This window comes from Brenneria sp. hezel4-2-4 (assembly GCF_013155275.1).
Taxonomy (GTDB): Bacteria; Pseudomonadota; Gammaproteobacteria; order Enterobacterales; family Enterobacteriaceae; genus Brenneria.
This window is the reverse complement of sequence record NZ_JABJXS010000013.1, coordinates 45,915-59,742: the sequence shown is the minus strand read 5'-3', so window position 1 is coordinate 59,742 and position 13,828 is coordinate 45,915. Positions and strand designations below refer to the sequence as shown.

Below are 13,828 nucleotides of genomic sequence, written 5' to 3'. Positions count from 1 at the left end.
AGAAAATTTTACTTAGGGAATTCCAAAAAAACCGCCCCCAACGAATGAAAATAAGTTTAATATCAACAAGAAACCGATTCAAATACGCAAAACCAGCGCTAACATGACGAGTGTAATCATATAGATTAAAAAATCGCCTGAACCAGATTAAAAACCACATAGAATAACGGCTTTCCGGTGATAATTTCAAAAGGGTATTTTGACAGGCTGAGGATTTTTTACAGATGTAGATCAAATAACTTGCAAGAAAAAGACCTGTTTTCCCGGTCATTATAAATAAATGGAAAAGTGATAGTCGCTTATTTTGAAAGATATGACCATAGCATAACGAATCATAACCAAATAAAAGATGAAAATATAATAAAAACACTATTATACAAGCTATGATTTTATTTTTATGGAGGGTAACTATATTATATCCAGATTTTCCATATATTATCTTCTCTGGCATGAAATTTTTCCGATTTGTTACGTTATTCCCCCATAATCAGACCGTTATAATCCTTTCTCCTATAAGCCGACTGGACTCATATGCCTGCATGTGGCGTGGTATTATCTCGACAAATACATTACCGGAAGATTACAAATCTTACCGTGGGCTGTGACCTGCCGGACAAATCGGATCGGAAAACGCCATAACCGCGGCTCCCAAGTTAAGACTCGGACGCAACGCTTATCACGCCCTTATTCGATCCTGGTAACAATCCGGTACCGGCAACTATCCTGTTTTTGGCATCAACTCTGGCCTGAAAAAAGCCGGCGTGGGGTTTTCGATGAGGATAACTGGAAATAAAAAAAGAGCTTTCGCTCTTTTTTCAAAGATCTACAGATTGCAATGGACATCTGTAAATCATAATTTGGAGCGGGAAACGAGACTCGAACTCGCGACCCCGACCTTGGCAAGGTCGTGCTCTACCAACTGAGCTATTCCCGCATTATGGTGGGTATTCCAAACAGCTTAATAGTTCGAAGCTTTATTTGATAACCGATTGATTAAACAGACTTTAATGCAAACCGGCGTTTGGAATGGGCGCATTATGAACCGGTTCTCCGAGCATGGCAAGCCCTTTCTCATTCGTCGCCGTCTGATTGGTTATAACAACGCCAACTGGCTGCAAATCGACGGGCTATCATCCGCATCTCGCCACATCCGGCTGACGACAGGGCGGGAACCCGCCGCCTCAGCCATACCACGCATACCCTTTGGGCACGCGCGAGAAACCGGCCGCGGATAGCGCGTTGGCAACCGGACTGGTGCCCGCCGGCCGACTTAGCCTTAAACGGCTGGCAGGAAACGGTTGGCGTAGGCGAACAATGAATAAAAGTTTAGCACCATTGCCGCCATCGCCTGTTTTCCGCCCTCTTCTGAAAGCCGCCGCCGGGCGCGATGCGGATTTACTGATAGTTCAGCGTAAAGGTCACATCCCCGTTGGCCGTACCGGGAGTCACGTTATTTTTCGTCGCCACGTATTGTCCGTAGAACACCAGCTGCGCGCTGCCGGCGCTGGCGGTCAACGGATAGACCGTGCTGCCCTGCCCGATGGGAATACGTTGGTAATCTTTATCGAGAATCGCAATCCCCAGGTTGGCGGCGGTGCTGTCGCTGCTCAGCGCCAGCAGCGTGCCGTCGTCGCCGTCGATATTGCCGTTGAATACGGTCTCTACCCCGGACGTGGCCGGACCGCAGCTTTCAAGATTGATGACGAATCTGACCGGCGGCGCGCTGCGGTTGCCGGCGGTGAACTGCTTCGACGCCCTGGTGCCCATATCGACGGTTTGCTCCTGAGATCCCACGCTGACGGAACACCCGTTTGCCACCAGCGTCGCGGTAAGCTGGATATTGGACATTCCCAAATCGGCGTGGGCTGCCGGCGCGCAGCACAGGATCGCGCTCGCCAGCAGCCCGCGTGCCAGAGCGGCGCCGTTCCCGGCCGTCTCCGCTTTTCGCTTTTCCTCCGCGCCCATATTCCTGGCGCGGGCGCCCGTATGACGTTTCGCTCTATAAGGCCCTATCATCCCTTTCTCCTCCTCAGGCAAAATCGACTCGCAAATAAGCCAGCGCGGTCACAACGCCCTCCGCCGGCTTATTCCCGGTCACGCTCACCGGATAGGCCGTGATGGTCACATTGGCGCTGTAGGCGTCATCCAGGCTAAAGGGCAGCACGCTGGAAAGATCGTTCGGCGTCAGCGGGCTGCTGCCGCTATCGGTAATCACAAAGCCGACGTCGGGATTATCGGATACGATGATATTGCCGGAGGTATTATCCGCCTGGACGCGCATAGTCAGACTGGCCTGAGCGTCAATACCGTTACAGGCAATGCCTATCGTCCGGCTTACCGGATTGACGCCGTCGGGTCTGGCGCCGGCCGTTTTGAACGACCCGGTGGAAATAGAGCCAAAATCGATGGCGATGACCTGCCCCGAGTTGAGCGTACAGCTTTGCGGCACCGTCATCGACCCGCTCATATATCCGACCACCAGCGGCGAGCCGGTTCCCTGCCCCGCTCCCCCCTGGTTGCCGTATAGATAGAAAACCGGCGTCAGCGGGATGGTGGTCACGCCGACGAATTTGCGCTTGATACGAAAATTCACCCGCACCCGGCTGCCCGTCGTCGCCTGTCCGCCGCATCTGCCGTTGCAATTGTTCGACAGGTCGACAAAGGGAACATTGTTATAGGTACTGCCGCCCGACGCGTTATACACATACATCTGCGAGGCGATCTGCAGGTAATCATTGCCGGTAATGTCATACCAGTTCAGACCGCTCTCCGACGAGGCCAGGCTTAGCGACGGGCCGGGCTGAGCGGTGTAATAGACCGTATCCTTGGTATTGCATCCCCCGCTAATGGTATACGAACCGCTGTCCCTTTTTTCATTCCATCCCGTGGTATAACCGACGGTGTTTTGCTGTGAAGCGAACTGAAAAGAAAAATCATAGGTCACGGGCGATCCGGCGGCGGTATTGCATTGCGTCGCGAAAACAGAGTGCGGGCAAAGAAGCAGCAATAGCGCCGGGCATAGCCACCGTGGTTTTCCACCCAACGCGCTGATTAACATTTTCATTTTATCGATCATAAACATTCCGCCTTAGCATAAGTCATCGGCTTGTTTTCACTCCCTGCCGGCAGGGTATAATTGATGGCGCACTGTTGCTGCGCAGAGGCCCCCCACGCCACTAGCAGCACGCCCTTGGGCGACAGTCCGGAGAGGAAAACCTGGCCGTTATCGCCCACAATCGCCGTGCCGTTACTGTCGGCACGACGCACTTCGGCGCCAAACGGCACGGGTTTACCGCCGCGTTGCCGTAGCGTGATCAAGGCACGAACCCCGACGCGCGCATCGAAGTTGGCGCGCACCAGCGCCCCGCGCGTCGGCACGACGTTCACTACCGCGTCGTCGACTTCCGTACGGTTGTTCAGCGTGTTGACATCCAACGCGATGCGATTGCGCCGGTAAGTGGTGGCATAGGGCACCACCGCGTATCCGCGCCAGTCGGTGCTGACGCCGGTGACGTCCTCCAGTTTTACGCCGCTGGCGCCGGGCGCGCTGACCAGCACGTTGGTATCGCTCAACGGCTGGCTCAGGGTGACGCCATTGGCATGCGCCACTACGCCGCCGCTCACGCCGTAATGTACCTGCCGGAACCCCTTGCTGTAGTTGTAGCCGACGTTGCTGTTGCCGTACTCGCCCTGATAATTGAGGCTGGCATTGCCGCTATAGCCGATCCCCTGGCTGCCGTAACCCTGCTGCACGCCGTAGCCTAAATTGTTGTCGTCCAGCAGCGTGCCGCTGACGCCGGCCTGCTGGATATTGCGTCCGTGGGTGTCGGTATTGGCGTTATAGGTCAGGTAGGATGAATTGGATGAATGGGTTATATCGGTTTTGCGGCCGCCGCCGCTAAGCCATTGGCCTAACGGCAACGAGAGATTAAACGCCACGAGGCGATCCGCCTCCACGCCCAGGTTCTTGTTATAGCTGTAGGTCAGACTATAGCTGATGCCGTCCCAGGAGCCGCTGTAGCCGGCCTGCCACAAATCGGCGGTCTTGTCCGTGTGCCAGTAATCCTGTCGGCTGCCGGTGAAAAAGAGCGTTCCGTTGTCCCCAATGTGCTGGGTGATATTCACCTGGACCTTACCCTTTTTCGTATGGTTGAGGTCGTAATAGTCCTGGTAAACCGGTCGGACACTTACCGTATCGATGCTATAGCCGCTCATCTGCTTATAGCTGGTTTCATCCAGGGTATAGAAACCCTGCGTGGAGTAGCGGTAGCCCAGTAGCTGAAAGTTGGTGCCTAAGGCGTTTAACGATCTGGCATACAAAAAGCGCAGCGACTGGCCCTGATGATCGCTGCCATCCGCCAGCGTACTGTAGGCTTGGGTGACGTCGGCCGAAAACGCGCCCCATTCCCCCAAGTTCTTACCGGCGCCAAGGGCCATGGACTGATAGTCATCCGCCAGCTGCGACCCGCCATACAGCGTGACGCCGGCGGGCAGCCCCCAGATCAACGTGCCCTGAGCAAATTCGGGTTTATCCTGCTGGCTGTAGTTGCTGCGGTACTGACCCGCGGTCAACGCATACTTAACGCGCCCCTCGCGCTGTAGCACCGGTACCGCCGAATAGGGGATGGTAAAGCTATTGGTGCTGTTATCGCTTTCGGTTACCGTCACCACCAGGTCGCCGCTTGAAGTGGTGGGGTAGAGATCGTCGATGGTAAAAGCGCCCGGCGGGACATAGGTTTGATAAATCACATAGCCGTTTTGCCGCACGGTGACGCGGGCATTACTTCTCGCCACGCCGCGGATGGTGGGGGCGAATCCCCGCAGGCTGTCCGGCAGCATATTATCGTCGGAAGCCAACCGTACGCCGCGAAAACCGAGGCTATCAAACACCTCGCTCGACGTGCTGCTGTCGCCCAGCGTCAGCTCGCTCTTTAGCGGAACAATCGTGCGTTGCAGATAGGTATTAACGTGCTGCCAATCGTGAGTACGGCGCCCCTGATAACTGTAGTAGTTCCAGGTGGAGTAGTCGCGCAGCCGCCAGCCGCCCCAGTTAAGCCCGCTGTTCAGATTGAGAAAATAGTTGTTGCTGCTGTCGTCGCCGGAGGTGTTGCTGCCGGTGAAATCGTAATTCAACAGCGCGGCGTTGATGCCGTCGTCCCACTGCTCCGGCGGAATATAGCCGCGGGCGCTGTTGTTCAGCGACGCCTGGGGAAGCGTAACATTCAAGCGCTGTAGTTCGAAATCAAAGGTCGTGTGCGCATCCGGAATGAGGCGCGTCAGCGCCACGCACTGATCCGCCGGCGCGTTGGCGATGGTCGGAAACGCCTTGGTATTGACATTGAACGTCTCCAGTTGGGAACGGGTAATGCAGGGATCGAGCCCCGAATCATCCTCCTGCGCCGCGTCGGCGGATACCGGCTGGCGCGCGTTAAATTTGATATCGCGCGTCGCCACATATTCGCCGTCAAGATAAATATCGACGTGATAGACGCCGGGCGGCTGCCCTTTCCCTTGCTCAAAGCGGGACAAATCCGCTACCGCGGCGGGATCGTTGGACAAAAACGCCGGGTTAAAAAACAGTTCGGCATAAGCGCTGGCCGCAGGTAATGCCACACATAAGGCGATAGCCCGGCATAACGGCGCCCGGCGCCATCTCGCCGTTACGCGTTGATGTCTGGGGCTGCGCTTCCAATAAAATGGCCGCATACGAAAAGCTCCTGAAGAAGTGACGGAACGTACCGCGTAACGCGGCCGACGTTTCCTTTATTCCATGCCCGGTTCGGGCCTCACCGGCGCCACCGTCCGCAACTACTGCATATTGCCGGTAGTCCGGGGGGTATTGGCGCCATAGTCGTTGACTGACTGGAAGACCACCTCGCCGCGGGCATCCGCGGGAAGTGCGACGGAGGCGTTTCCTTTTGGCGGCACCATGGTGTTGGGAAGTTTTCGTGTGCCTATATTGAAGTTAACCAGCGTGACGAAATAGGGCGTCGGGTTGATGATGGCGAGGGAATCAGCCTGGCGGTGGAAACGCAGTTGAGCCGGAGCATCGCTCGGACTCTGCGCCAGACCTGCAGGCCGGACGAACAGTTTGATGCGCGACTGAACGGCCAGTTGCAGCACGTTTTTATTCTGAATGGCGTTGCGGTCGACGGACGGAATCGCTTTTACGTTCATCCAGTATACCGACTCCCGGTCGGTCGGCAGTTCGCCCCCCACGTACATGATACGCAGCGTATTTTCGCCCAAGGGTTTGGTGACGAACAGCGGCGGCGTAACGACGAAGTCCGCGCTCTTTTTTTCGCTATTGTCCTCAACCCAGGACTGGATAAGAAAAGGGGTTTTATTATCGGTATTGATGATCGCCAGCGAGCTCTGAGCCGCCCCTGCGGGATAGATGACCCTTGTCGCGCCTAATTCCACGCCGCCGGCTTTGGCCGCCAGCGACAGCGTCGCCAGAGAAAGAAACGCCGCGCCAGCCAGAGCGAGGCGGTAAAAAGTTGTATTAAACACGCAAAACCTCATAGATGAAAAATAACTGATTGACGGCCATACGATGAATTCGTGCGGGCTATGCCAGGTTCGCAGCCGACGATGCAGCGTGCCCGATAACCATTCGCGGGGTCGGAACCACGGAAACGCTGGAAGCGGCGATTGTCTTTCCCATAACGCCGTCTCTTCTGATAATCGGAAATGACGCCGTCCCTGGCAGCCGTCCCTCGTCCCTGCATGTGTCGATAGTTATTCGTACTTCATGGTAAAAGTGACATCCGCATCCGCTTGGCCCGCGGTAACGGCATCCAGCGTGGATTTATAACGCGCGTTGAAATTCAGGGTATTACCGCTGCCGTTGGTCAGCGTTTGCGCGTTGGAGTAAACGGCGCCGTTCGGCGACAGTACGGTGCCTTTACTGTCGCTGATTTCGATACCCACGCCAGAAGCGGCGCCGGAGCTCCCGCCGCTAATGTTGCTGGTGGTCAGAACGGTGTTATCGCTGCTGTCGGACGATCCGCTAAAGGCAACGGAGGCCGTGGTGGATACTGTGGTATCGCAATCTTCAAGTTTGATCGTAAAAGGAACTTTACCGGAGTAAGCACCTGCCGCCGCAAAGTTGGAGGTACGATATTGTCCCAGGTTGACCGTCTGGTCGGCAGAATTGGTGCTAACCGCACAAGCCGCATTAACGATCTGTCCTTTGAAATGCACAGTGCCTCCGGCAACCGTAGTAGTAGCCGCCTCAGCCAGAGCAGCATAACCGGCTGACAAAACAGACACACCGATTAAAGCGCTGAGTAGAGTTTTACGCATAAGTTACGCTTCCTTATTGCCAATAAAAGGCTAGGTAAATAGTCAAAAAAATGAATGTGGCTTTCAACCACATGGGTATTTCTCACCTACCGGGATCTATCCGGCATCAATATAAAGGCACACCTGAACGGCTGACTTTATATAAAGCCAGAAGCGGTGGGATTGAGAAATTACTGCATGCATAGAATTTATCCTGCCCGCTAAGTATTTGCGAAAAAAACAAATTACGAGCGAAAATCAAAAAGCGGAACAATACGGATAAAAAACCAATCAACAACCAAGAAAACCTAAAAAACCAGATAAAAGAACCACACAGAAAGTATAAGAAGTACAAAAACCCAAACCATCAGTAGTTGAGGGGCGTAATTATCAGCATAAAAAAACAAATAAATAGTTCTCATATAAATACACATGTTTTTTTATTGTTTCGTCATATAAACATTACCACCAACCACTTAACATCTTTGAAAAATTAAAGTGAACTAATAAGGCTGCAATCAATTTAAATAATTAAAAAAACCAAAAAATCATCAATATAAAAATACTACGGCAGCCACTATTTCACGCAGCGTTACAATTAAGCAATGAATTTATTTTGGTAGGAAACCAATAGGAGGGAATAATTCGTGGGTTTACTTCGCATCAGGAAGAGAAAAACGCTGCCCGCAAGGGAGGGGGCAAGGAAAAGCCGAAAGCCGCCATTGACGACAGATTCAGCAGGCAATGGGTTGGCTAAAAGCTATTTTTTTTAACCGTCCGTGCTCTAATTCGATAAGCTTTTCCGCCTGCAACTTCTTTAACACCCTGAATATAGTGCTTTTAGAAAGCGAGGTTCTCTGGGAAATAAAGGTTAACGCGGTATAGCGCCGCCGGACATCCGGCGGCAGTTTGTTAAGCGAACGCAGCATATTTTTCACTACAGATTGCGAATCGCCGTCGTTATCAGCACAAAAATCAATCAAAAAATGAAACCAGAAATTAACGATAATCAGAACATCATCAAATCGCTGATAGGCGGTAACCACCCTTAGCGCGATATTAAATGGCAAACATCTTATTTTTCCGTAGTCGACTCTTTCAATATAGATGTCATCACTCTTCAATGCCGCCAAAGACCAGCCGACTATGGTCGGAGACAGGATCATCGAGATAACTTTGTTATCGCGGGTTCTTTTTATTAAAAATTCACCTTCATCGAGAAAATAGATAAATTGTTCACCAGAAGAATGAAGGTGATAACGTCTTTTCCCTCTTACAACTTCCGAGGGCATTGCGACATGCGCGTGCGGAGAAAGCATTTTTGTCAGACGAGAGATGGATTGCTCCGGATAAACCATGCCAGTGCCTTTGTCTAAATAAAAATAATCGTTATAAATTAAATGGGCGCAGACAAAAATAAATAACCTGCCCAGCCCTAAAGATTTTCACTTACCTTTTTATAAGACTATCCCGACTGACCAAAGTGAAATCAAGTCCCCATAAACATCTCGTGACACTTCATATTATTGGTAAGTTAATTTGCTGCCCGCTCTCTCCGGCCTCCCCCCATCATGCCGACGCGTGCACACTGGCAGATCGCATTTAAAGCGGGCAGGTCAGAAAGACAATCTCTATTCATTTTAGACAAATGAATGACATCGGCCTGACACTCGTCGCCGTGGGGAAAAATAAAATAAAAGGCTAAAAAAATAAAAACTAACGGAGTAAATAGACTTATCCACTAAATAAAACGAAAAATAAAAACAAAAAAACCACAAATAAGCGCCTAAGCGCAGCGCAAAAAAAGCAGGCCAAATAAAATTTTCATCGTCATATGAAAACCAATGTTAAAAAAATGTTATATCCAGCTAAGGGTTTAAACATTTTGTTACCCGCAGCGGCGGAAGCTCGCGTTTTAACGGGCATGATTTAACCAAGCACGGAAAGGCGCAGTTGAAGGAGGTTCAGCGGATTTCGCTGGATGCGCAACAGAGCGATTCCCCCTTTTAATCAGTAACCTATAGACTTTGATGGATGTCTATAGAAAAGAAATTGGAGCGACAAACGAGACAAGCGTTGAGTAGCTAAGCATTAGTTTATTAAAGCTAATTTGATACTTTCAGTATCAGTTAAGCCTTGAAAGCTAACGCTGTACGACTATCCGTATATTCCCGGTTGCTTTACTTATCACTCTGTCGCCGTATCTTTTGCAAAGGATCCGGCATATCGTGTTATGAGTATTAGCTCATTAATAGGAATAGAGTGATGCGTGACCTCCCCCCTACAGCCACATTGCGCGCCTTTGAAGTCGCCACTCGCCACGCCACGTTTACCTCAGCCGCAGAAGAGTTATTTATTACGCAAAGTGCGGTCAGCCATCAGCTTAAAAGTCTGGAGGAAATGTGGGGCCTGCAGCTTTTTCAGCGCGGTAAAACCTTGCGGCTAACGCCTGCTGGCGCCGCACTCGCTCCCCTGGTGCGCGAATTCTTTAGCAAATTGGAAACCACGCTTGCCGACCTGCGTGAACAAAAAGGCCGGGTGCGTTTGCGCGTCAACACCACCTATTCTTTCGCGCTAAAGTGGCTGTTACCTCGCCTGCCAGATCTGGCACGTGTACATCCGGAGATCCTGGTGACGATCGAAAGCACAGATAGCGCCATTAGATTCACGAGCGAAGATGCCGATGTGGCGATCCGTTTCGGTTACGGTAATTATCCTGCTTTGCATTCGGAGTTTATGTTCCGGGAACAGCTCTTTCCGGTTGCCAGCCCGGCCCTTTTACAACGTTTAGGCACCCCGAGTGACCCTGCCGAATTGCTGCGCTACCCGCTCCTGACGCGTGACGGTGCCGACCTGGTACCAAAATGGGACACATGGTTTAAGCAAGTCGGCGTAAATACCGATGTGCTCCACGAGAGCGTACGCTTCGCTGACACCAATATGACGATTGAAGCGGCGTTACTGGGTCAGGGCATTGCATTAGCGCGCAGCGGACACGTTGAAAAAGAAATCCGCGAAGGCAGCCTGACGCGTCTCTTTGACATAACGTTCCCCTCACCTGCCGCCTATTACTTTGTCTGCCCGGGAGGCACTGAAACGCAGCCGCACATCCTAAAATTCCGCAATTGGCTCCTCGCTCAATCACAACAGGCACAGCTTGGTTACGGTTAAAGCATGAGTCTTTGCTCATGCCATGATGGCAACATTTCACTTCAAATCCGGGCAGGGGCTGTTTAGCATCAGCACATGCCCACTCATATTATTTTACTGACGTTGTTCGCCGCCCTGCTGCATGCCAGTTGGAATGCCTTATTACGCGGCAGTGCTGACCGGTTGTGGTCGATGACTATCATGTGCGTGGCGATCGCGTTTAGCTGCGTCGTCATCGCACTGTTCCTACCGCTGCCTGCCTGGGCGAGCGTAAGGTATGCGGTGTTATCAGCGTTACTGCATGTAGGCTATAACCTGTGTCTGATACGCAGTTATCAAAGTGGGGATCTCGGGCAAACCTACCCGATTGCACGTGGTTCTTCGCCACTGATGGTGACCTGTGGGGCGGCCCTCTTTGCTGGGGAAAAGATCGCCTTACCTACGCTTGTCGGTATCGGGCTGATTTCTGGTGGAATTTTGGTGCTTGCCGTGAGAAACCTCAGGCTGTCGGTGTTAGGCCTCAAATATCCCCTCGCTACCGGGGCTTTTATCGCCGCCTATAGCGTCGTGGATGGTATGGGCGTGCGCCTCTCCGGCAATTCTTTTTCCTATACCGTGTGGATGAGCATGCTGTGGGGAGCGCTGATGCCTGCGCTCTATATCGCCTTACGCGACACGAAAAGTTTACTGTGCTGGCGGCCCGGTTTATTCAGTGCGGCGGCGGGGGGGCTGGTGTCGCTGATGGCTTACGGCATCATTATTTATGCGATGACGGCTGCACCGATGGGAGCCGTCTCAGCGCTGCGCGAAACCAGCGTGCTGTTTGCCGCTGTACTGGGTTATCTGTTTCTCGGCGAAACCTTAACGCTGAGAAAAATGCTGGCGTGTACGGTGATTGCCGCCGGCACACTGATGATGGGTTAATCAAATCAGGAGAATACAAAATGTCTGACCATCCCACGATTGCTCTTATTGGTCCGGGTGCTATCGGTACTACCATCGCCGCTGTACTGCATGAAGTTGACCGCACGCCAGTCCTTTGCGGGCGCACCGCGCATCCGCGGTTAATTCTGCGTCACGATGACGGTGAAGTTGTGGTGCCAGGTCCGGTATTGAGTAATCCGTCAACTGTCACCCATCCATTCGATCTGGTCTTTGTTGCGGTGAAAACCACCCAGGTGGCTGACAGCGCCGACTGGCTGGCCGCGTTGTGCAATGAAAACACCGTAATATGTGCCCTGCAAAACGGCGTCGAGCAGAAAACCCTGCTGGAGCCCTACGTCAACGGGGCAACTGTGCTGCCTTCAGTCGTGTGGTTTCCGGCACAGCGCGAGCCGGATGCTTCAGTCTGGCTGCGCGCCAAACCGCGTCTGACGCTGCCGGATGTGCCGCAGTCACAACAGGTCGCTGATGCGCTCAGCGGCACGCGCTGCACGGTTGAGCTGTCAGCCGATTTTCTCTCGATAGCCTGGCGCAAACTACTTCAGAATGCAGTTGCAGGTCTAATGGTGCTCGCAAATCGCCGTGCGGGGATGTTCTCACGCGAAGACATAACACAGCTGGCCCTGGCTTATCTGCGTGAATGTCTGACGGTAGCGCGTGCGCAAGGTGCGGTACTTCACGATAACGTTGCGCAGGAGATCGTTGACGGTTTTCAACATGCGCCTGCGGATTTAGGCACCTCTATTCTCGCCGACCGACAGGCCAACCGCCCACTGGAATGGGATATACGTAACGGCGTGGTACAGCGTTATGGTTGCTCACAGGGTATTCCTACGCCCATCAGTGACGTGCTGGTACCGCTGCTGGCGGCGGGAAGCGAGGGGCCGGGTTGAAGTCGTTGACTACAGGAGTGCTTGCAAGACAATGCCCCCCTGAATCGCCACAGGTTTGAGCGATATATCCAGACTATTAAGATGATTAAAATAGTGCCCGATACAAGATGCGACGACATGCCTGCTCCTCTGTAAGCACACCCGTTTTAGTTCCACGAACTTATAAGGAGGCACCTATAACATAACGCACCCGATTTTCATGTACTAATTTGTGTACTACTTCGGCGTGGTTGACGGTGGTTTTCAGCGGGTTTCGCTGGATGCTCAACAGAGCGATTACCCTGTTGAATCAGAGAGCTACAGACTTTGGTGGAAGTCTATAGAACAAGAATTGGAGCGGGAAACGAGATAAGCGCTGAGTTGCTAAGTCTGAGTTTATTAACGTTAATGTGATACCGTCAGTAACCGTTGAGCCTTGAAATTAGCCTTGTTTTGGGGTCTGGTCAAGCAAACGAATTAGCAGCGCCTTTAAACAGCAATCAAAGCTCAATCGTCCTTGCCGATTAATATTATCTCCTCGCCAAACACAATACCCCAACGTTTCATAACTATATGAAAATATGAGTTTTTATTCATATAATTTACACCTCATAGCTTATGGTCCTACGTTGTTTTTGTATTATTTTTTGCTTATATTCAATACGTGATTCATCAATGAGGTACACACCATGTCCCGAACCACGACAATGACCGTTCGCCTCAAAGGGCCGCTGAGCGACTTCGTGGCCGCCAACGTAGGCGAAAACGGCGCTTACGACAACGTCAGCGAGTATATCCGGGACCTGATCCGCCGGGACAAAGAGCGGGTAGAGGCGGAAGCATTCGCACGACTCAAGGCCGAACTGACTAATGCCTTTGCTGCACCAGAATCTTCATACGTCTCCCTGACTGCCGCAGATATCATCGCACGCAACAAGGCCTGACCCTATGGCTAATGTCCGCATACAGGAGGCCGCCTCTTATCGCCTTGACGAGATCTACCGCTACACGCGCGAGCGATGGGGTACAGAGCAAGCGGATAGCTACATTACCGGCATGTTTCAGGCATTTACCAGGATAGAAACCCACGAGGTCGTTTCACGGCCAGTGCCCGCCGAATTTGGGGTAGAAGGTTTCTTCTTTCGCTACGAGCGACATGTTGTCTACTGGCGCAGACTATCAAACGGCGACATCGGTATCGTGACGGTTCTGCACGAGCGGATGCATCAGATTGATCGGTTTCGAGAAGATTTTGGCATTTGATGACGGCTTAGGCGTGGTTATTCTTAAATGAGCTAAGTTGCGTTGATTCGTACTTAATCTGACATATTACTACTCTGGGTCTATCAGATCTGACTGTCGGCTTGGTACCCAAGCTGGGTGAAAACTTTTTTGGTCGCAGAGACTGCCCAAATAGGGCCGAAAACCGAGTCCCTACGTAAAATTTGACTCTTTGACCAGCCGATCTACTTCAGATTTTGATCAAGGTTTTCACACAACCTGTGCCAGAAGCTGACTTCAGGAGCATCACAGAAAGTTAATCAATTAAGAGCAGGTCATGTCGCCCCTCAACATAG

At 52.1% G+C, this 13,828-nt stretch carries 12 protein-coding genes and 1 tRNA gene; 6 read left to right on the top strand and 7 right to left on the bottom strand.

Annotated features, from left to right (window positions below):
* Nucleotides 1-858: 858 nt before the first annotated feature.
* A tRNA-Gly gene (locus tag HOY33_RS18235) sits at nt 859-934 on the bottom strand.
* 103 nt (nt 935-1,037) lie between these two features.
* Between HOY33_RS18235 and HOY33_RS18230 the strand changes: the two genes are divergently transcribed.
* Nucleotides 1,038-1,235: a hypothetical protein gene (locus HOY33_RS18230; protein ID WP_172291556.1), complete on the top strand. Its 198-nt coding sequence runs from the start codon at nt 1,038-1,040 to the stop codon at nt 1,233-1,235.
* 160 nt (nt 1,236-1,395) lie between these two features.
* Here HOY33_RS18230 and HOY33_RS18225 read toward each other — a convergent pair whose 3' ends face one another.
* From HOY33_RS18225 to HOY33_RS18200, 6 genes are all read right to left on the bottom strand, one after another.
* Entirely contained in the window at nt 1,396-2,016 is a 621-nt protein-coding gene (locus HOY33_RS18225) for a fimbrial protein (RefSeq protein WP_253906993.1), read from the bottom strand.
* A gap of 13 nt (nt 2,017-2,029) precedes the next feature.
* Entirely contained in the window at nt 2,030-3,076 is a 1,047-nt protein-coding gene (locus tag HOY33_RS18220) for a fimbrial protein (protein WP_172291555.1), read from the bottom strand.
* The gene (locus HOY33_RS18215) at nt 3,073-5,706 is read right to left on the bottom strand and encodes a fimbrial biogenesis usher protein (RefSeq protein ID WP_172291554.1); all 2,634 of its coding nucleotides are present in this window, start codon (nt 5,704-5,706) and stop codon (nt 3,073-3,075) included. The genes HOY33_RS18220 and HOY33_RS18215 overlap by 4 nt, the downstream gene beginning before the upstream one ends.
* A 102-nt stretch (nt 5,707-5,808) precedes the next feature.
* Complete coding sequence (locus HOY33_RS18210) at nt 5,809-6,525, bottom strand: fimbria/pilus periplasmic chaperone (RefSeq protein ID WP_172291553.1); 717 nt, start codon at nt 6,523-6,525, stop codon at nt 5,809-5,811.
* A gap of 216 nt (nt 6,526-6,741) precedes the next feature.
* The gene (gene fimA / locus HOY33_RS18205; protein ID WP_172291552.1) at nt 6,742-7,308 is read right to left on the bottom strand and encodes a type 1 fimbrial major subunit FimA; all 567 of its coding nucleotides are present in this window, start codon (nt 7,306-7,308) and stop codon (nt 6,742-6,744) included.
* Nucleotides 7,309-8,021: 713 nt separating this feature from the next.
* Nucleotides 8,022-8,645, bottom strand: a complete 624-nt coding sequence (locus HOY33_RS18200) for a helix-turn-helix domain-containing protein (RefSeq protein ID WP_172291551.1) — start codon at nt 8,643-8,645, stop codon at nt 8,022-8,024.
* Between the two features lie 907 nt (nt 8,646-9,552).
* Between HOY33_RS18200 and gcvA the strand changes: the two genes are divergently transcribed.
* The 5 genes from gcvA to HOY33_RS18175 all read left to right on the top strand — a co-directional run bounded on the left by gcvA (nt 9,553) and on the right by HOY33_RS18175 (nt 13,514).
* On the top strand, nt 9,553-10,458 hold the full coding sequence (gene gcvA, locus HOY33_RS18195; RefSeq protein WP_172291550.1) for a transcriptional regulator GcvA: 906 nt from the start codon (nt 9,553-9,555) through the stop codon (nt 10,456-10,458).
* Nucleotides 10,459-10,533: 75 nt separating this feature from the next.
* Nucleotides 10,534-11,361 carry a DMT family transporter gene (locus HOY33_RS18190; RefSeq protein ID WP_172291549.1) on the top strand — a complete coding sequence of 276 codons (828 nt, stop codon included), beginning with the start codon at nt 10,534-10,536 and terminating at the stop codon, nt 11,359-11,361.
* 20 nt (nt 11,362-11,381) lie between these two features.
* Nucleotides 11,382-12,272 carry an oxidoreductase gene (locus tag HOY33_RS18185; RefSeq protein ID WP_172291548.1) on the top strand — a complete coding sequence of 297 codons (891 nt, stop codon included), beginning with the start codon at nt 11,382-11,384 and terminating at the stop codon, nt 12,270-12,272.
* A 668-nt stretch (nt 12,273-12,940) separates the two neighbouring features.
* Nucleotides 12,941-13,195, top strand: coding sequence for an addiction module antitoxin (locus HOY33_RS18180; protein WP_048637314.1), 255 nt, complete (start codon nt 12,941-12,943; stop codon nt 13,193-13,195).
* 4 nt (nt 13,196-13,199) lie between these two features.
* A complete protein-coding gene (locus tag HOY33_RS18175; RefSeq protein WP_172291547.1) occupies nt 13,200-13,514 on the top strand; it encodes a type II toxin-antitoxin system RelE/ParE family toxin in 315 nt (104 codons plus the stop codon).
* Nucleotides 13,515-13,828: the final 314 nt, after the last annotated feature.